This is a genomic window from Dolichospermum flos-aquae CCAP 1403/13F (genome assembly GCF_012516395.1).
GTDB classification, from domain to species: domain Bacteria; phylum Cyanobacteriota; class Cyanobacteriia; order Cyanobacteriales; family Nostocaceae; genus Dolichospermum; species Dolichospermum lemmermannii.
Genome location: NZ_CP051206.1, coordinates 395,459 through 414,604 on the forward strand (window position 1 = coordinate 395,459; position 19,146 = coordinate 414,604).

Annotated in this window: 20 protein-coding genes, 1 tRNA gene and 1 pseudogene; 14 read left to right on the forward strand and 8 right to left on the reverse strand. The window is 39.5% G+C overall.

Going from position 1 to position 19,146, the window contains the following annotated elements:
- The first annotated feature begins 24 nt into the window (after nucleotides 1–24).
- Nucleotides 25–147, forward strand: coding sequence for a hypothetical protein (locus HGD76_RS25755; RefSeq protein WP_267904316.1), 123 nt, complete (start codon nucleotides 25–27; stop codon nucleotides 145–147).
- 32 nt (nucleotides 148–179) lie between these two features.
- Nucleotides 180–410: a hypothetical protein gene (locus tag HGD76_RS02015; protein WP_168694814.1), complete on the forward strand. Its 231-nt coding sequence runs from the start codon at nucleotides 180–182 to the stop codon at nucleotides 408–410.
- A 12-nt stretch (nucleotides 411–422) separates the two neighbouring features.
- Here the strand turns inward: HGD76_RS02015 and HGD76_RS02020 are convergent, their stop codons facing one another.
- Complete coding sequence (locus HGD76_RS02020; RefSeq protein WP_168694815.1) at nucleotides 423–1,514, reverse strand: site-specific integrase; 1,092 nt, start codon at nucleotides 1,512–1,514, stop codon at nucleotides 423–425.
- A gap of 144 nt (nucleotides 1,515–1,658) precedes the next feature.
- A tRNA-Arg gene (locus tag HGD76_RS02025) sits at nucleotides 1,659–1,732 on the reverse strand.
- A gap of 167 nt (nucleotides 1,733–1,899) precedes the next feature.
- Here HGD76_RS02025 and HGD76_RS26370 point away from each other — a divergent pair.
- The 3 genes and pseudogenes from HGD76_RS26370 (at nucleotide 1,900) to HGD76_RS02035 (ending at nucleotide 4,224) form a co-directional block, all read left to right on the forward strand.
- Nucleotides 1,900–2,034, forward strand: coding sequence for an Npun_F0813 family protein (locus tag HGD76_RS26370; protein ID WP_442873225.1), 135 nt, complete (start codon nucleotides 1,900–1,902; stop codon nucleotides 2,032–2,034).
- A gap of 244 nt (nucleotides 2,035–2,278) precedes the next feature.
- Nucleotides 2,279–3,147, forward strand: a pseudogene (locus tag HGD76_RS02030) (hypothetical protein).
- Between the two features lie 18 nt (nucleotides 3,148–3,165).
- Entirely contained in the window at nucleotides 3,166–4,224 is a 1,059-nt protein-coding gene (locus HGD76_RS02035) for a helix-turn-helix domain-containing protein (RefSeq protein ID WP_168204352.1), read from the forward strand.
- Here HGD76_RS02035 and HGD76_RS02040 read toward each other — a convergent pair.
- Nucleotides 4,221–4,433: a hypothetical protein gene (locus tag HGD76_RS02040; protein WP_148762581.1), complete on the reverse strand. Its 213-nt coding sequence runs from the start codon at nucleotides 4,431–4,433 to the stop codon at nucleotides 4,221–4,223. The two genes, HGD76_RS02035 and HGD76_RS02040, sit on opposite strands and share 4 nt — an antisense overlap.
- Here HGD76_RS02040 and sir point away from each other — a divergent pair.
- The 3 genes from sir (at nucleotide 4,423) to HGD76_RS02055 (ending at nucleotide 7,622) form a co-directional block, all read left to right on the forward strand.
- Nucleotides 4,423–6,336 carry a sulfite reductase, ferredoxin dependent gene (sir, locus tag HGD76_RS02045; protein ID WP_168694816.1) on the forward strand — a complete coding sequence of 638 codons (1,914 nt, stop codon included), beginning with the start codon at nucleotides 4,423–4,425 and terminating at the stop codon, nucleotides 6,334–6,336. The genes HGD76_RS02040 and sir overlap by 11 nt on opposite strands.
- A gap of 685 nt (nucleotides 6,337–7,021) precedes the next feature.
- The gene (locus HGD76_RS02050; RefSeq protein ID WP_168694817.1) at nucleotides 7,022–7,354 is read left to right on the forward strand and encodes a DUF6883 domain-containing protein; all 333 of its coding nucleotides are present in this window, start codon (nucleotides 7,022–7,024) and stop codon (nucleotides 7,352–7,354) included.
- 22 nt (nucleotides 7,355–7,376) lie between these two features.
- A complete protein-coding gene (locus tag HGD76_RS02055; protein WP_168694818.1) occupies nucleotides 7,377–7,622 on the forward strand; it encodes a DUF4926 domain-containing protein in 246 nt (81 codons plus the stop codon).
- A gap of 74 nt (nucleotides 7,623–7,696) precedes the next feature.
- On the opposite strand, the gene miaB is transcribed toward HGD76_RS02055, so the two are convergent.
- The 3 genes from miaB to HGD76_RS02070 form a co-directional block, all read right to left on the reverse strand.
- Complete coding sequence (miaB, locus tag HGD76_RS02060) at nucleotides 7,697–9,058, reverse strand: tRNA (N6-isopentenyl adenosine(37)-C2)-methylthiotransferase MiaB (protein ID WP_148762573.1); 1,362 nt, start codon at nucleotides 9,056–9,058, stop codon at nucleotides 7,697–7,699.
- A 102-nt stretch (nucleotides 9,059–9,160) separates the two neighbouring features.
- Complete coding sequence (locus HGD76_RS02065; RefSeq protein ID WP_168694819.1) at nucleotides 9,161–10,369, reverse strand: glycosyltransferase; 1,209 nt, start codon at nucleotides 10,367–10,369, stop codon at nucleotides 9,161–9,163.
- Nucleotides 10,370–10,393: 24 nt separating this feature from the next.
- Nucleotides 10,394–11,539, reverse strand: coding sequence for a glycosyltransferase (locus HGD76_RS02070; protein WP_168694820.1), 1,146 nt, complete (start codon nucleotides 11,537–11,539; stop codon nucleotides 10,394–10,396).
- Nucleotides 11,540–12,718: 1,179 nt separating this feature from the next.
- Here HGD76_RS02070 and nifB point away from each other — a divergent pair.
- The 6 genes from nifB (at nucleotide 12,719) to HGD76_RS02100 (ending at nucleotide 17,390) form a co-directional block, all read left to right on the forward strand.
- Complete coding sequence (nifB, locus tag HGD76_RS02075; protein ID WP_168694821.1) at nucleotides 12,719–14,158, forward strand: nitrogenase cofactor biosynthesis protein NifB; 1,440 nt, start codon at nucleotides 12,719–12,721, stop codon at nucleotides 14,156–14,158.
- Between the two features lie 101 nt (nucleotides 14,159–14,259).
- The gene (locus HGD76_RS02080; RefSeq protein WP_053540241.1) at nucleotides 14,260–14,604 is read left to right on the forward strand and encodes a DUF362 domain-containing protein; all 345 of its coding nucleotides are present in this window, start codon (nucleotides 14,260–14,262) and stop codon (nucleotides 14,602–14,604) included.
- A 164-nt stretch (nucleotides 14,605–14,768) separates the two neighbouring features.
- On the forward strand, nucleotides 14,769–15,974 hold the full coding sequence (nifS, locus tag HGD76_RS02085) for a cysteine desulfurase NifS (protein WP_039201671.1): 1,206 nt from the start codon (nucleotides 14,769–14,771) through the stop codon (nucleotides 15,972–15,974).
- Nucleotides 15,975–16,089: 115 nt separating this feature from the next.
- Nucleotides 16,090–16,989, forward strand: coding sequence for a Fe-S cluster assembly protein NifU (gene nifU / locus HGD76_RS02090; RefSeq protein ID WP_168694822.1), 900 nt, complete (start codon nucleotides 16,090–16,092; stop codon nucleotides 16,987–16,989).
- Nucleotides 16,976–17,161: a hypothetical protein gene (locus HGD76_RS02095; RefSeq protein ID WP_168651141.1), complete on the forward strand. Its 186-nt coding sequence runs from the start codon at nucleotides 16,976–16,978 to the stop codon at nucleotides 17,159–17,161. Before nifU ends, HGD76_RS02095 begins: the two co-directional genes overlap by 14 nt.
- Before the next feature lie 46 nt (nucleotides 17,162–17,207).
- A complete protein-coding gene (locus HGD76_RS02100) occupies nucleotides 17,208–17,390 on the forward strand; it encodes an AAA family ATPase (RefSeq protein ID WP_256369489.1) in 183 nt (60 codons plus the stop codon).
- On the opposite strand, the gene HGD76_RS02105 is transcribed toward HGD76_RS02100, so the two are convergent.
- Together HGD76_RS02105 and HGD76_RS02115 are read right to left on the reverse strand one after the other, a co-directional pair.
- Nucleotides 17,378–17,710: a DUF5131 family protein gene (locus HGD76_RS02105; RefSeq protein WP_233467011.1), complete on the reverse strand. Its 333-nt coding sequence runs from the start codon at nucleotides 17,708–17,710 to the stop codon at nucleotides 17,378–17,380. The two genes, HGD76_RS02100 and HGD76_RS02105, sit on opposite strands and share 13 nt — an antisense overlap.
- A 258-nt stretch (nucleotides 17,711–17,968) precedes the next feature.
- A complete protein-coding gene (locus HGD76_RS02115) occupies nucleotides 17,969–19,075 on the reverse strand; it encodes an ATP-binding protein (protein WP_168651140.1) in 1,107 nt (368 codons plus the stop codon).
- Between the last annotated feature and the right edge of the window lie 71 nt (nucleotides 19,076–19,146).

Consider the following 19,146-nt stretch of genomic DNA (forward strand, 5'->3'; position numbering starts at 1 on the left):
CGCCATATATACGGAATAAAACTCTTGCTGGTTTCTGCTAAATGCCTTGAATCAATTGCTGACTACAAAGCTAATCGCAGTGGTAATTATGTTGAAAAGTTTCCCATGACTTTAGAGGACATACAAGAGTTAGAAGCATCGAATTAACAATTAACAATTAACAATTAGGAGTTTTGAATATGGAATGGCAAAGAACAAAACAAGCGGCTGAATCTCTGAGTTTAATTTCTTGTGACCAACTAAGAAAATTTGTTCGTGAAGGATTTTTCAAAGAAGGTATAGACTATCGAGATATTAGATTAAACGGGCGGGTCAAACCGAATTATCAATTTCATATCGAAAACTGTAAGAAAAAACTTGGTTTGAGTCCCAGTAAAAGAGTTGCTCACAAAAAAGTTCCTAGTTCCTAGCAAAAAAGTGGCTTAGTCTGGTGTTTTAATACTTTCCTCAAACACCCGTCGTTTTTCAGATTCTCCAATCCATCTTTGATAAGTTTTTAGATACACTCCCGGTTCGTGACCCGCCCAACTAGCAGCGAACTGCTTGCAGCAGCGCTTCGCTATCGCTACCGGGATTTTGTATTCTGTAGCTAACCTTATGCAGTAGGCATGACGTAAGCAGTAGGGAGTAAATGATACTTTCTTTCTGGCAAATGTCCGGGTCACTCTACCACCATACTCTTTAAAAGTATCAGCATTACATGGGAGCGTGGCTTGTTCCCATAGCTGCCATTCTTTAGCCCATTCGAGATAATAGGGGTAAACTTCCCTGTACCCTGTTTTACCTTTTAGAACTTTCAACAAGTGCGGATGTTCTGGTGAGATTTCACAGAAAAATAATTCATGGGGTCGAAGTCCATAAGCCGCTAATACCCCATAACCCCACAACCAATGTCCAGTAAATAAATTTCTGCTGTCCTCAATTTCTTTTTTACTAGGGATATTCCGGGGTATCGTCTCACTACTCCCATACGTCCCCAAATATGGTTTTAAATCTACAGTTATCCCCGCAAATTTAGCCAATGCCAGCAGCTTCTCACATACCCGTTTACGTTTACGGGTGTTGGCGGTGGTTTTCCCTGCTGCGGCGATGATTGTTGCTGGTGTTAATTCCCTTTCTAGAAGTTGCCACGCTGGTAGGTAATCTGATTTCCAAGTAGTTTCAGTGGTAGGGGTGCGGCCTTTGCGGTTGTAATAATCAACTTCAAATTTCTTAACCCATGATTGGGCATCGCCAACCGGTGTTAATGGTTCTTCTAAATAGTCGGACCAGGTGAATTGTTTTTGAGCCAGTAATCCACCAACTTTTTTGGCTTCAGCTTCAGCATATTGCAGCCCTGCGGGGTTGGCATAGCATCCTAAAGCTAGATATTGCTGATAGGGTGGCTTATCAATTCCTGGTTTTGCCGGGAATGTGCCACGCAGTGAAAGCCTGTCTCCACGTTGACAGACTGTAACGCCTATTCTCCCAGCTTTTAGACGTTCATTGACTTCCTCTAGAGTCCATTTGACCATTTTGGTTGTGCTAGTTCTGAACTAAATCTTAGTTATCTTCTAGTATATTCCAGTGCATTCTAGAACATTCGGAATAGTTGAACTAACTACCGGAATGAGTGTAGATACAAGAAAACCCTCGCAGTTGCAAGGGTTTTAAGTTAATGGGTACGACAGGACTCGAACCTGTGACCGTCCGCTTAGAAGGCGGATGCTCTATCCAACTGAGCTACGTACCCATGAAGCCTTCACAATCATAGCTAAAATTGTCTAAATAAGCAAGAGAAAATTAAAAATTTCCTAATTTCATTCAGAGGGAACAGGGAACGGGCAACACTTCGACAAGCTCAGTGCATCGCAGGGAACAGAAAAAACTCATGTTTTTAACCGTTTATTTGCCACAGAGTTGACCGGGGTATTACAGAAAAATCAATTTCCCGATATATCTGCCGCAGATGCAGTAAAATCTTTCCTAACCGCGAATTTGTCACAGATGAGTAAAATGCCAGCTTGGCAAGAAACTCATGTAATTCTTTTTTGAGAAGAACTGCACAGATTAGGAAAAACATACTTTGGTGACACCAAGAACTATTTATCAGTTGGTTACAAAAATCTCCACTTCATCAGCTTTGGCGTTAAGGTGGATATTGATTTGTTAAAAAACAACTCTTAACTGGCACTTGCCTTTAACTGGCTATTGTCTATCACACAAGTACGTAAATGCCAATTATTTCATCAATTTTGTAAACAATATTACATTCAGAGCATTTACATAGTTAATCTCTATGAGTAAATCTTACGACAACTCATCTGATCTCAAGCCCACCTACTTAACTACTCAAAACCTTGTTCTTTGCTGTTTTAGCTGGGCTGTTTTAGCATTGTTATACTTTTTGTTGTTCAGTGCCAAAATCTCTGACCCAGAGCAAGCAGGAATAGAAGTTCGCGCCCAGTGGTATGTAATTGGTACAAATATTTTTGAAGCTGTGGCTTATTTGGGTGCAAGTCTCTTATGCTGGAGGAACTGGCGGAGTACCCAAATGGTTAGTAGTGGAAAAGTCTGGCTCTCAATCGGGTTAGGAATGTTTGCTTATTTTATAGGTGGACTCGTTTTCGGCTATATAGAAATCGTCCTAAAACAAGAGCCAGATGTATCTATTGCTGATATATTTTTTGTCCTCACATATTTATGTTTAGGGACTGGTATGGCTTTAGCCTTGCTTTCTCGCCGCATTCATCTAGACCCATGGCAATGGCTACTTGTGGCAGCAGTTGGCGGATTAGGCAGTTTTCTCCCTTGGTTGATTTCTCAAAAAGAGCAAACATCAACTGAACAGATAGCCTTTTTTCTCAACTTGTTTTACATAGTTAGCGATGTGGCATTATTAATTATTGCCACAACTATGCTGCTGGCTTTTTGGGGACGTAAAGTCTCCTTGTCTTGGCGAATGATTGCCGCAGCCGCATTTTCGCTCTACATTGCAGATATGCAGATATGTGGTTTAAATTCGCCCAATGACCTAATTATCAAAGTGGAGACATACTAGAAGTATTCTGGGTGTTTAGTGGAGTGTTATTCGGTCTGGGTGCTGTTCTAGAATATGACGCATCATTGAGTCTTAAAGGCCGAGACCGTGGACGCAAACGAACTTAACAAATTTTGGTGTCTACCGTGAGAAAATTAACAGATTCTGACAAACAAGAAATTCTCAAGCTATATCGAGAAACTGCGGAAACAACCTCGACTTTAGCAGAACGCTATGGTGTGAGTAACTCTACAATTAGCCGTCTGCTTAAAAGTACCTTACCAGAAGAAGAGTACGAATTTCTCGTCTCTTTAAAACGTGCTGCTAGAACCCCTGAAGGCAGAGCGCAGGTAAGTTATGAGCAGTTACCGCTGTTGACCCAACCACCATTGGTAGTAGAGGCTTCTAGCAGCGTCCGCAGTGGTGGGGAGTTATTGAACCCAAAAGTAGAAAAGCCCACAATAGAAGCAGAAGCATTACCAAAACCAGAACCAAAACCAGAAGCATTACCAGAACCAGAACCAGAGAATGATTTTGATTTTGATCAACCGATTCCGGCTAATAGACGGGTGAAAACACGCTCCTCAGCAGTGGAAAAACCCAAGCTTCCTGTTATCAAGGAAACTCCTATTGTCAAAGAACTGGAAATTGTTAGACACAAGCCAACGGAAACGCCAATTGTTCCCAAACCAAAGATAGAGGTAGAAACTCGATATTCACAGCCGAGTCTGTTTGCGGAAATTCTGGATGAAGATTTGTTGGATGAACCTGATGATTTAGAAGATGACGATTTAGATGATGATTTGTATGAGGATGAGGAGGACTTTGAGGACGAAGACTATGAAGCTCCAAAACCCCTAGTTACTAGACGGGGAAATGGGGAAGTATCTGTACAAGTTTTACCATTGTCAGTCGCTAATTTACCGAAAACTTGCTATTTGGTAATTGATCGTTCTGCGGAGTTAATTACCCGGCCACTCAAGGATTTTGGTGATTTGGGTCTCATTCCTAGTTTGGAAAATCAACAGAAAACGCTGCCGATTTTTGACAACCACAGAGTAGCTAAACGCTTTTCTACTAAGCGCGATCGCGTGATTAAAGTTCCCGATAGTCAAATGCTCCATAAAGCTAGTAGCCATTTACAAGCTAAAGGGATTACGCGACTGTTGATTGATGGTCAAGTCTACTCATTGTCTTTGGTCTAAGGCAATGCGAATATTTGCTGGTTGGAGTAGTTAGCTACTCTAACCGCCGCTTGATCAAGGTGGCCTCTGACCATGTTAAAATCAAAATAATATTCATAATTCCGACTAATTTTAAGTAGTTTATTTAGCCAAATAGGTGCTATTAATTGCTTAATTTCAATTTTGTCTACCGCTTTATTCAGAAACGTATCTACCGTAATGGTTAACACTGCTGCTTCTCCTGCGACCAATCGTCAGCCTTCTAAAGTCGAAGGTATCAAAGAAAATAGTAATTTTTTACGTGAACCTGTTGCCACTGAGCTACTTCAGGACACTACCCACTTTAGTGAAGACGCAATTCAGATTCTCAAGTTTCACGGTTCTTATCAACAGGATAACCGTGATAACCGCATCAAGGGTCAGGAAAAAGATTACCAAATGATGCTGCGGACAAAAAATCCCGGTGGTTTAGTACCCCCTGAGCTTTATTTGGCTTTGGACAAACTGGCTGATGAATATGGTAATCATACCCTCAGAGCTACTACTCGCCAAGGCTTTCAGCTACATGGTATCTTAAAAAAGAACCTGAAAGCGGCGATCGCTACAATTGTTCAAAATCTTGGTTCAACCTTGGGCGCTTGTGGTGACATTAACCGCAACGTTATGGCTCCTCCAGCCCCCTTTAAAAATCGCTCAGAATATCAGTATGCTTGGGAATATGCCCAAAATATCGCTGATTTACTTTCTCCCCAAACCGGTGCTTATTATGAAATTTGGTTAGATGGGGAAAAAGCCGTTAGCGCTCAAGAACATCCAGATGTCAAAGCAGCCCGACAAACCAACGGTAATGGTACTATTCTTCATGATTCCGTAGAACCCATCTATGGAACTCACTATATGCCCCGCAAATTCAAAATTTGTGTCACAGTTCCTGGTGATAATTCTGTTGATTTATATTCCCAAGATTTGACGTTGGTAGTGATTACCAATAAAAAAGGTGCATTAGCAGGATTTAATATTTTTGCTGGTGGTGGTCTGGGGAGAACCCATAATAAAGAAGAAACCTTTGCCAGAGCCGCTGACCCCATTGGCTATGTAGCCAAAGCTGATGTATATAATCTTGTAAAAGCTATAGTTGCGACACAACGAGATTATGGCGATCGCACGGACAGACGACACGCGAGGTTAAAATACTTAATTAATGATTGGGGTGTAGATAAATTCCGCACTCAAGTCGAAGAATATCTTGGTAAACCCATCGAACCTTTTAAACCTCTGATCCAGTTTAAATATAAAGACTTTTTGGGCTGGAATGAACAAGGCGATGGTAAACTCTTTCTGGGTATTTCCATTGATAACGGGCGTGTGAAAGATGACGGAACATTCCAACTAAAAACCGCTTTGCGGACAATTGTTGAACAATTTAACCTGCCTATTCGGCTCACAGGTAATCAAAATCTGCTATTTTACGATATTGCGCCTGAAGATAAAGAAGCAATTCAAGAGATTCTGGATAAATGTGGCGTTGTTGCTGATCCTAGCCAAATAGCAGCATTAACCCGCTATGCTATGGCTTGTCCGGCTTTACCTACTTGCGGTTTAGCAATCACAGAATCGGAAAGAGCCATTCCTGGAATTTTAGAACGAATTCGGGCTTTATTAGATAAATTGGGTTTACAAAATCAGCATTTTGTGATTAGAATGACCGGTTGCCCTAACGGTTGCGCTCGTCCTTATATGGCAGAATTGGGTTTGGTGGGTAGCGCTGTGGAATCTTATCAAGTATGGTTGGGTGGTTCACCAAATCAAACTCGGTTAGCGCAACCTTTTGTGGAAAGACTGCACCACAATGATCTTGAAAGTTTTCTAGAACCGATTTTTGTCTTCTTTAAAAAGTCGCGGACACCGAAAGAAAGTTTTGGGGATTTTTGCGACAGATTGGGTTTTGATGCAATTAGGGAATTTGTGGCTGATTACACACCAGGAGATCCTACCAGCAGCGGTAAATCCCGTCACCGCATCAGTCTGCGGGATGATTTTTACGCGCAACTCAAGGAAACGGCGGAAAAGCAAGAACGACCGATGACTGATTTGGTACATGAGGCTTTGGAGGCTTATTTCCAAACTCTGTAGGAATATATTCTCACGCAAAGGCGCAAAGTTGTTTTTGGGGTTTTTTGCGTGAGATTGAATTAAATTTTTTTTCTCACGCAGAGGCGCAGAGGCACGGAGAGAGAGTTGTAAAAAATAGAAGTTAATGATTTCATCCTGCAATTATGCAACGCCAGAATTTATTATCTGGACGATTTACTTTGGAATTATCAGCAGTGTCAGATATCGAAAAATCATCAAATTTAAGAGATTGTCAAAAAGTTTATGGATTGTTATTATATTAATGAGTCCTTTTTTCCCACCCTAATTTAATTAACGCTCGAATTATTTGCGTTTGCTTCCACACGAAGGACATTTTTCAACCAAACCTAAAAACACAAATAAGGTCAGAAAGGGTGGGGAGTATGCAATCACAAGGATTGCAAAAGGATTTTAAGGAAGCAGCAGCAATGGTCAATTCGTAGCATTCACAACCTAACTTTAAGGCTGCGCCTTGAAGACTCACTCAATAGCTGTATTGTAAATATATACAGTAATTTGGTGTAGTTCACAATTTACCAATTTTTATGGTGGTAATTTGTGATCAAGTTGTAATGGACGAAAAAAACCAAAGTTGCAAATCTACAAAATTCGCTTCTCAATTTTTTTCTTTGCAGTTAACTCTCTTCAAGGGCAGTCTCCAGTAAAATTATGGAGAATGTTACCGATGAAAATTCCAAATAGCTATCGCGCAGTAATCGAACCATCCAAGCTGACTGAGTATTTACTAAATACTGAACATAAACGTGGTGGGACAAAAGCGAAATTACTACTCCAATTTGGCTATTCTCCCGACAACTGGCAACAGCTAGAATCAGATATACGTAAGTTTCATTTAACGGTAGATGTTAATCTGATTAAAGAAACTGCTTATGGTACAAGATATGAAATTAGTGCGAATCTATTTACTCCTATCAATAGACCACTTCTTGTCAAGACAGTTTGGCAAATAGATACAGGTCAAGATTTTCCGCGATTGATCACTTTATTTCCCGATTAACAAGCAATATTTGGAGGCTGCAATGAATTTTACCCTTTACTCAGATGTAATTTTATTGCGTGATCTTCCCGAAGAAAATGTATATGCTGGGGACATTGGCACAGTAGTTGAACAACATAATGTTCCCGGACTAGAAACAGGCTACAGCGTTGAATTTTTCGATATGCTGGGCAATACTGTGGCGATTGTCACATTGCCAATGAGTTATTTTCGCTTACCAAATAGTACAGATAGACCCGCAGTTAGGCTGATGACTCATGCTGCCTAGTCTATTTGTACAAGGGTGTTTTTGCCAGGACTATTGAAAGTTCGGGGAGTCTTAAACCATACTCCTGGATTTTATTAAACTGTCACTGGTTGACGAACTTCTACCACTTCTCCAGTTAAACTAAAAGCCCGAACTTCGGTAATTTTGACTTTGACTATTTGTCCTTTAAGTTCATTAATATCACCAGTAAAGAACGTAAGCCGATTTCCGCCGGTTCTTCCCATGACTTGATTTGTGTCTTTGGTGTTTTGAGCTTCTACTAATACTTCTTCAATGCGGCCAAAGTAACGTTGCGATCGCTCGGCTGCTTTGATATTAACTAAATGATTCAATCTTTGCAAGCGATCGCTTTTTACCTCTTCACTGAGTTGATTATCCCACAAAGCCGCAGGTGTGCCAGGACGGGGTGAATAAGCCGCAGTATTCACTAAATCAAAACCGATATCTTCCACCAATTTCAAAGTATTTTCAAACTGTGTTTCTGTCTCACCGGGAAAACCCACAATCGCATCAGCACTAATTGACGCATCTGGCATATATCCTCTAATAGTATCAATAATCCGGCGATATTTTTCGTGTGTATAACCCCGTGACATAGCTTTTAAAAGCTCATTGTCACCAGACTGAAAGGGAATATGGAAATGTTCGCATACCTTGGGCAAATCTGCACAAGCTTTAATTAATCTTTCTGTAAAATAACGCGGATGACTCGTGGCAAATCTAATGCGTTCAATGCCCGGTACATCATGTACATAATAAAGTAAATCTGTCAATGTGTGCAGGTGACGACCTTCGGGAGTAGAACCGGGTAAATCTCGTCCATAAGCGTCAATATTTTGACCCAAGAGCGTAATCTCTTTGTACCCTTGTCTCGCTAACTGTTCAATTTCGGATCGAACCGCTTCTGGTGTGCGGGACTGTTCCACACCACGAACGTTAGGAACTACACAATAAGTACAACGTTCGTTACAGCCATAAATGATATTTACCCAAGCTGTGACTTGACTATCCCGACGCGGTTGGGTGATATCTTCAAAAATGTGAACTTCTTCAGTAGCGACAACTTGATTACCTGCAAAAACCGACTCTAGCAAATCTTTCAGACGGTTAGCGTGTTGTGGTCCCATGACTAAATCTAATTCTGGCACCCGTCGCAGTAAAGCTGCCCCTTCTTGTTGGGCAACACAACCAGCAACAATCAAAGTTAAATCAGGTTCTTCCTGCTTGCGTTTGGCCTGTCTACCTAAATAAGAATATACCTTTTGTTCCGCATTATCCCGAATGGTGCAGGTGTTGTAAAGGATTAAATCTGCCTGATTTGGGTCTTCTGACCACTCAAAGCCCATGTCCTCTAAGATGCCAGCCATGCGCTCAGAGTCGGCCTTATTCATTTGGCAACCGAAGGTAATAATGTGGTAATTGCGTTTAGTGGTCATTGGGAATTACGCTTAGTTAGTAATGTATATCAAATCTGTTTATTATTCAGTTTACAACTTTTCTGGCAGAAACAAGCTCATTGAACAGAAGTTTTACATCCTTTACAGCTTACGTTTCCTTAACTGAACAGTATTGGGGGATATTGAAGTTATATCTTGATAGACGGAAATTATTTTCAATGCTATCTTATCCCATGTATAATTATCTAATATAAACTGCCTTGAGCGATCGCCCATATTTTGGGCTTCTTGAGGATTATTTAAGAAATTTTGAATAGTAGTAGAAATTGCATTAACATTAAGTTCTGTAACATAGCCCAGTTGTTGTTGCTGCACTATATCACTTAGAGGTACACCAGGGGTGACAATGACGGGAACACCAGCAGCGAGAGATTCTAAGACTGCTATGCCAAAGCTTTCTGAGTAAGAAGTGAGAGTAAATACATCTGCTCCTTGCAGTAATAAATCCTTTATTTCACCCTTAACAAATCCGACAAAATGGGTTTTTTTCTGAATACCATGGGTTGTTATCAGGGTTTTTACCTCAGTTTCATATTCTGGATCACCACTACCTGCTATTACAAATGTAAACCGATAATTAGACAATTGTCCTAATGCTGGGATGAGGTTGTTTAAACCTTTTTTAGGATGTAAACGAGACAAAAATAAAATAATCGGTTCATCAGCCGGAATGTTAAGGTATTTTCGTATATTTTCACGAGCATTAGGAATTATTGGAGAGATAGAAATACCGTGCGGGATGACAAAGCTGGGAGGCGTTAAACTTAATTGAGATGCTTCTTCTTGTTCCGTAATGCTGGTAAAGCAAATAGATTGACTGTGATTGAGATTAGCTTTTTCTATAAGTTTAAGATATATTTTTTTCTTGAGCGTCTTTTGCTGTAATGACCACTCACATAGAAGTCCGTGCGGAATGATAATATATGGAACTTTTTGGCAACGTGCTATGATCATTGCGATAGTAGAAGGATAGGAGAAAATACAGTTAATATGCAACAAGTCATAATTGCGGATATTTTGCCATAACCAAATAGTAAAGTCTCCTGAATAAGCAAACTCTCTAATTGCATGAATAGAAGGAGAAAATCGGGAAAAAAATTGGATGGGAACTTGTTGATAATCTATGAATTTTCCTAAAGGTACATCTAATAAATCTCTACCATCATCATTAGTAGTGATAATTTCTGCATCAACGTCTTTGCTTCTTAAAGCTTTTACCATTTCTATAATTGACTGACTAGTACCGCCTCGGACTAAAGCCACAGAAGGAATTACATGAAGAACTTTCATCTTTTTATCTACTCTAACTAATATTTAAAGATTGCTAAACTCCAAATGTTTAGCGAGAGTTGTTTGAAACTGTTCAAGACCAAAGGTGCTAATGACTTTTTGGCGAAGGTTTTGCGGTTCATACATTAATGAATTAGGATATGTACCCTGGAGAATTTGAATGATAGTTTGAGTAATTTCTTCAATATCATCAGGATTAACTAGCGCGCCCAATTCCCCATGACAAAGAGGATCAATTGCACCATCTTGATTGCCTCCAATCGTTGGCTTACCAGAAGCTAGTGCTTCTAAATAAACTATACCAAAGCCTTCGCCTTTACTGGGCATAGCAAATACATCGCACAGATTATAGTGATCTGCGAGTTCGCTATCGGACACAAAACCCGCAAGGGTTACACAATCCCGTAAATTTGTAGTATCAATCATCGCCTCAACTCGTTCTCGATCATCGCCCTTACCAACAAGAAGGTAATGAATATTGGGAATCTGACGACGAATTGCTGGCAAAGATTGAATTATCTGATCATAGCCTTTATAGCGATCGCCACTAGCCAATCTAGCTACGGTGAGAATGATGGATTGTTCAGCATTAAATTGATATCGGTCTAAAAGATATTGAGGTTTAGGCTGAATGAGAAACCGACTAGCATCAAAGGTGTTTGCTAACAAAACTATGCGATCAGAAGATATTTTTTGCTCTGCTAGAATGCGATTACGAGTATATTCACTTACCGAAATAATCTTTTGTGCAGCCTTTAACCCATTTATCTTAGATAAATTTTTGACATCCCAAGCATCAGTACCGTGTACAATCACCCAGTAAGGAATTTTCAATAATTTGAATATCTGTAAAGCCAGTGGTGAGAAATTGATATGCCCACAGATAATCAAGTCAGGGCGTTGCTGTAAAGCCGCAAAAAAAACTTGAAGGGCAAATAGTGGTGTATGCAGCCAAGAAGATTTCCAGCGTCTTGCAAATTGGAATTGAGTGCGGGGATTAAACTGTAAGTCGTCTGTGGACTGAGCATCATTTTTCAGAAATACACAGCGATCGCTATCCGGTAAAATCTCCTCTAACGCTTGGATGAAAAAAGCACTATAAACCTGAATTCCACCCTTAAATTGAAAGACATCAGGCATCCAAATATGAATCTTGGGAACTGTGGACATAGATTTTCGGTGTTGCTGAATCATTGAGATGATATCGTTACAGCACTTTGCGCGACTAACTGGTACAGTAGCAGCAGTGAGAAAAATAGTTTTGGAGTTGTTGACTGGAGACCATATCAACAAGAGTCAAGGTACAGAAAAGCCGTTAGGCAGCTAGGTTTTTAGACAGGTTGATTACCGTTCCTGTTGTGATCAGGATAACACCATTAAGTACAAAGGCGATGAACCTTTACATACTTTAACCAATCTTTATAAAAAGAAAAACTCTATGCGGTTAAAACCGTGGTCAGTGAGCAGTTCGGCAAGCTCAGTGTAACACTTGTCGAACTGCAGGATTCGCTTATATCTCAGGTCTAAAGACATGGTTCTTGAGCTTGTCGAAGGACTGAGTTTTACGCTTACCGGATGTCTCTATAATCGAAAGTTTATGGCTAACAAAATTATAACCAATCACCAATAAATAATGATCAAAAAATTAAATCTTTTGCAAATTATCTGCATTAATATGGATGATTTAGCAAAGGTATATTCCTTATACAGCAAGATATACAGCTACGATTTATATCATTAATAATCGAAAAATTAAAAAAATATAAATTGCATTTTTACCCGAAAAAAAATGATAGGTTGTATACAGAATTGAATTTCGCTCGGATCTGGAGTAGTCGGATTAGTCTTACTCCAGTTTTTTATCCTTAAATCCTTGATAAACAAGAGTTTTCAGGATAATTTGCAGAAAAGTTGAGTACAGTCGAATATCAAGAAAACCCAATAAAAAGATAGCTGAAATCCTTACAGGTATTGACTTGGAGATGAGTACAAAGAAATCCTGAACCCCTCACTATAAATACTCGTACCCCTCACTATAAATACTCGTACCCCTACCCGAAAAAATCTTTTTTAATTTTTGTATCGTTGCAATGCAAGGATTTAAGGATTTGAGTACAAACATAATAAATCCAATAAGTTCTATCCCCTGTCAATGAAGGGGGGCAAAAAAAAGGGCTGCTATAAATCATTTATCGCCAATCACTTAACGCTCCTTAACAAAACCAAGTTAGCAGTCAAAAGTGAGTGGAGGGATGAGATTAGCACCATTTCTAAAATAATTTAGATATTGGCAGTAGTAAAAGCATCTCCCACAGTGGCTCTCAAGTCCACCTCCAACAGCGAAATTCAATGACACTACCTGCTACAGATATTCTCACCTCCGACTTTGAGAATGCCATTATCGCCCCTGCTACATCTGCTGCTTGCGGTTGCGACAGCAGCACAACTCCAGAAATGGATGAAAAACTCATAGAACGCATTTCTAAACACCCCTGCTATAGTGAAGAGGCTCATCATCACTATGCACGGATGCACGTTGCCGTTGCTCCAGCTTGCAATATTCAATGTAACTATTGTAACCGCAAGTATGATTGCGCTAACGAAAGTCGTCCTGGAGTAGTGAGTGAATTACTCACACCGGAAGAAGCTGCCCATAAAGTGTTAGTAATTGCCGGAAAAATTCCTCAAATGACTGTGTTGGGAGTTGCTGGTCCTGGTGATCCTTTAGCTAATCCAGAAAAAACTTTTCGGACTTTTGAATTAATTGCCGATAAAGCACCAGATATTAAATTGTGCTTATCTACTAACGGTTTGATGCTGACAGAACATATTGATCGCATCAAACAATTAAATATAGATCACGTTACTATTACCCTTAATACCATTGACCCCGAAATAGGTGCAGAAATCTATTCTTGGGTTCACTATAAACGCAAACGTTACAGAGGGATTGAAGGGGCAAAAATTCTTCTAGAAAAACAATTGGAAGGATTGCAAGCTCTCAAAGAAGCTGATATCTTATGCAAAGTTAATTCCGTGATGATTCCAGGAATTAATGATCAACATTTGGTAGAAGTTAATAAGGTAATTCGGGAGAGAGGCGCATTCTTACACAACATTATGCCGCTCATTTCTGCACCGGAACATGGTACTCATTTCGGTTTAACTGGTCAACGTGGACCAACAGGAAAAGAACTGAAAGAAGTCCAAGACAATTGCTCTGGTAACATGAAAATGATGCGTCACTGTCGCCAGTGTCGAGCCGATGCGGTAGGATTATTAGGAGAAGACCGTAGCCAAGAATTTACTAAAGATAAGTTCATGGAAATGGCTCCAGAATATAACTTTGAAACTCGTCAAGAAGTTCACGAAGGGATTGAGAAATTTAGAGAAGAAATTAAGGCTGCAAAAGATAAAGCATCAACTGGCAAAAAATCTGCCGATAGTCCTAAAATCTTAATTGCAGTAGCAACAAAAGGTGGTGGATTAGTTAACCAACACTTCGGACACGCCAAAGAATTTCAAGTTTATGAAGTTGATGGGAATGAAGTTCGTTTTGTTAGTCACCGCAAGATTGATCAATATTGTCAAGGTGGTTACAGCGAAGAAGCTACCGCAGATAATATAATGAAATCAATTGCAGATTGTAAAGCAGTCTTGGTATCGAAAATAGGCAATTGTCCCAAGGAAAAACTAGAAGCAGCAGGAATAAAAACTGTTGAAGCCTATGACGTAATTGAAAAGGTTGCTTTAGAATTTTACGAGCAATATGTTAAGGCTAACGGGTAATAGGTAATGGGTAATAGGAATGGGTAATATGTTCCAATCACCAATCACCAATTACCAATCACCTATTACCTCTTCACCAATTCCCACAAAGGTAAATAATCATGGCTTACGAAATTACTAGCCAGTGTATTTCCTGCAAGTTGTGTTTATCTGTTTGTCCTACCGGTGCAATTCAAGAAGTTGACGGTAATTACTGGATTGACTCGGAACTTTGCACAAATTGCGCTGGTAGTATTCACACCGTACCTCAATGTAAAGCCAGTTGTCCTACTGTTGATGGTTGCATTAAACAACCTAGTGATTATTGGGAAAGTTGGTTTGCTACTTACAACCGTGTGAGAGCAAAGTTAACCAATAAGCAAGACTATTGGGAGAATTGGTATAAATCTTATTCCCAAAAGATTGCCCAACAATTGCAAAAGCATCAAGGACAAATAGTTATATAGGTGACAGGTAACAGTTAAGAGGAAATAGGGAATATTTATATTGATCTTTCTTCTGAATTTCTGACTCCTGTAAGGGCGAAGCATTGGGAAAATAGTCTTGGACAAAACCGATAATTTATCGCCCGAATGCTTCGCCCCTACTTTATACTTTTATATGGAAAATCATGCAAAATAATTGTATCTATCTTGATAATAATGCCACCACTAAAATAGATCCTCAAGTTGTTGAGGCGATGATGCCTTATTTGACGGACTATTATGCTAATCCTTCTAGTATGCACACTTTTGGTGGACAACTTGGGAAGGCTGTAAAAACAGCTAGAGAACAAGTTGCTGCTTTACTGGGAGCAGATGAATCAGAAATTGTTTTTACCAGTTGCGGAACTGAGGGTGATAATGCTGCTATTCATGCGGCGTTATTAGCTCAACCTGAAAAACGTCACATCATCACTTCCCAAGTAGAACATCCGGCAGTTTTAAATGTCTGCAAACAATTAGAATCCAAAGGTTATCAAGTTACTTATTTGTCAGTAAATGCTAAGGGACAAATAGATTTGAGTGAGTTAGAAGCTTCTCTAACTGGTAATACTGCTTTGGTGACAGTAATGTATGCCAATAATGAAACCGGCACTATCTTTCCAATTGAAGAAATTGGTGCTATGGTTAAGGAATACGGCGCTCTCTTCCACGTTGATGCAGTGCAAGCGGTAGGCAAAATATCCTTGAATATGAAGACCAGCACCATAGATATGTTAACTATATCTGGTCACAAAATTCATGCTCCTAAAGGTATTGGTGCTTTGTATGTGAGACGTGGGGTTCGTTTCCGTCCTCTATTAGTTGGTGGACACCAAGAACGAGGACGCAGAGGCGGTACAGAGAACGTTCCGGGAATTATTGCTTTAGGAAAAGCTGCGGAATTAGAACTGTTACATTTAGAAGAAGTAACTCAGAGATTAACAAAGTTGCGTGATTATTTGGAACAGTCTCTTCTAGCTAAAATTCCTGATTGTGAAGTAAATGGTGATGCCAAAAATAGATTACCAAATACTACGAATATCGGGTTCAAATATATTGAAGGTGAAGCAATTTTGCTTTCTTTAAATAAGTACGGTATTTGCGCTTCCTCTGGCTCTGCTTGTACTTCTGGCTCTCTAGAACCTTCTCATGTTTTACGAGCTATGGGTTTACCTTACACTACTTTACATGGTTCGATTCGCTTCAGTCTTTCTCGCTACACAACTGAAGCTGAAATTGATCAAGTAATTGCCGTAATGCCAGAAATTGTTGACCGTCTTCGGGCTTTATCTCCCTTCAAGAATGATAATGCCGATTGGTTACAACAACAGTCAATGGTCAGTAGTCATTAGTCATTAGTCATTAGTCATTAGTAGTTAGTCATTAGTCAGTGGTCAGTTTTCATTTACTACTAACTAATGACAAATCACCAATCCAAAATCACCAATCCAAAATCTAAAATTAACTATGTGGGACTACACTGATAAAGTATTAGAGTTATTTTACGATCCTAAAAACCAGGGTGCAATTGAAGAAACTGGCGAAGCTGGTGTGAAGGTGGCAACCGGTGAAGTAGGAAGTATTGCTTGTGGTGATGCTTTAAGATTACATTTGAAAGTTGAAGAAGCAACAGATAAAATTCTCGATGCTCGGTTTCAAACTTTTGGTTGTACTAGTGCGATCGCATCTTCGAGTGCTTTAACTGAAATGGTCAAAGGTTTGACTTTAGATGAAGCTTTAGGAGTAACAAATAAGGAAATCGCTGATTATTTAGGTGGTTTACCTGAAGCAAAAATGCACTGTTCTGTTATGGGTCAAGAGGCTTTAGAAGCTGCGATTTATAATTATCGTGGCATTCCTTTAGAGGCACATGACGATGAAGAAGGTGTCCTCATCTGTAGCTGTTTCGGAATAACTGATGCTAAGATAAAGAAAGCAGTTGCACAAAACAATCTCTTCAGTGCAGAGCAAGTAACAAATTATGTAAAAGCTGGTGGCGGATGCGGTTCTTGTTTAACGAAGATTGATGATATAATAAGAGAAGTAAAGCAGGAAGCCGCCAACAAAAATCTCTACAACTACAGGGCAAACGCTAAAACAGAAATTCTCAGTTCAGAGCCACAAAGACCACTAACTACAGTTCAAAAAATTGCTCTGATTCAAAAAGTATTAGATGAAGAAGTCCGACCCGTTTTAATCGCCGATGGGGGAGATGTAGAACTTTATGATGTCGAAGGCGATAAGATTAAAGTCATTCTTAAAGGTGCTTGCGGTTCATGTTCTAGTAGCACTGCTACTTTAAAGATTGCGATTGAAGCGAGATTACGCGATCGCATCAGCAAAGAAATCATTGTTGAAGCAGTTTAGTAAACAACAGCTAATAGTAAGGGTTTACGGTGTAAACCCCTACAACGGAAAAAGAAAAAAATCCTTACAACCTCATAAATACTATGAACACCACTCGATTTTCTGTAGAGCGATCGCCTCCATAGATAGCGACGTTCTACAAATGCTCACCGCCGTAGAACTTTGGCCGTGAGAACCAGACAAAACCACCAATTAACTAATTCTAGGAAACACGAACAATGACTGAAGAAAAAATTAGACAGATAGCTTTCTACGGCAAGGGCGGTATCGGTAAATCTACCACTTCTCAAAATACTTTAGCCGCTATGGCTGAAATGGGTCAACGCATCATGATCGTAGGTTGCGACCCTAAAGCTGACTCTACTCGTTTTAACAATGTGGACACCTCTCACAGCCACTGAGATTTACGAATCGCCGCACCACATACAGGATAAGCATCAACACCGTATAGTTGACTTTTTTCCTTTCCGCAACCATCACAGATACCCGCACCAATGAACTCGCTTAACCATTCTGATAAATCAATGTCTTCCAGAACCGGTTCACAACTGAGAAACCGAATCTTCGCAGGGGTTTTGAGCAGATAATAAACGTCTTCAGCGTCTTTCTGTGTGCAAACTGAATACCCCAACCATAGATGATAAAATGGTAACTTGAGTTCCGTTTCCTCTAAGAATCTGCAACGCCAATTACAGGTGATCAAGATTTGTTGATTCTTCATCCTTATCGGGGAATATTACCAATTTTAAGTCCGTCGGATTTTGTTAGGGATGATGTTTACTGAAAAGTACCTTTAAAATTTTAACTTTTAGATGAATAGATATGTAAATTAGCAATAGTAGGATATGTTAGCGTAACGCATAATAATTACAAACTAATCATAATTAAAAGCAAAAAGGCGCGTTAAACAACGCACCTTACAGCGACTACATGAATGGCGATCGCACTTTAGTGAATCCAACCTAGAAGAGCGATCGCACTAATTATATGGGATTTCTTGAGCATTATTAGCTATTGCAAGACTTACCGCTCGTTTTTCTTCTTCATTTAACTTATGTACAGTAGTATTAGGCTTGACTCGTCGTTTCTTAACAGCATCTAACGCATTTGAAAGATCCCGATAACCTATTCCGCTACCGTTATTCATGGCAACTTTTAAGGCTGAATCAATAATCGCATTACGTATATCCCTACCACAGACTTCATCTATTTCAGCAAGTTTCTCGGTAGATACATCTTCTAGAAGTGGCAAGTTTTTTGGCAGAAGGTTCTGCCAGATGAGATTCCTACAAGTTTGATCTGGCATTGGAAAAAATATATTACGAACTCTAGTCTCAAATGCAGGATCATAGTTCTCAACTAGATTTGTGGCAAAAACAACAATTCCTCTAAATCTCTCTAGTGAAATTAGTAACTGACTACGCATAGAGTTTATTGCCTGCTCAGATCCTTGAGTTACATTAGTCAATCTTTTAGATAGCAAGGAATCTGATTCATCAATGAAAAGGACAGCTTTATCACGTTCTGCTGCATAAAAAAGAGCTTCAACGTTTTTGGGACCCTCTCCATGATACATACTTTCAATCTGAGCATAACTGACCAGTAAAATATTTCTCTCTAAGTAAGAAGCCACTGCGTGTGCAGCCAAAGTTTTTCCTGTGCCGGGTGAACCATAGAAATTAAGTGCAGAGTAAGGAAATGGTTGTATATTTCTTAATCCCCACTCATCAAACACTAATTTTTCAAGGGCTGAAATCTTGCTATATATCAGTAGTTCTTCCTTAACTGATTCAGGAACGACTAATTGTTCCATTGAAAAATTTGGCTTTTCGCTACGATATTGCTCCGCTCTTTCCTCTAGGGAAATAGAATTTGCTTTACTGGCAGACGCATTGTTATTATTTTTGCTCGGAGTTTTGGCAGGGTTTAAATCTACACTTGAGGAAACAATTAAAGATAAACTTTCTTTTCCTATTTTTTCTAAGTAGTTTTGCCAAGCTGTATATATTCTGGTTTTTAAAACAAGAAAATCTCTTTCATTTTTAGTGGCGTTTGGTATATTCTGAAGTATAATTTCGCCTTCCATGTTGTCCCCTAAATTTTTGTATTGACAATAAAAAGTAGCCCTTAATAATTTCTATTTTCTTAACTTTATGT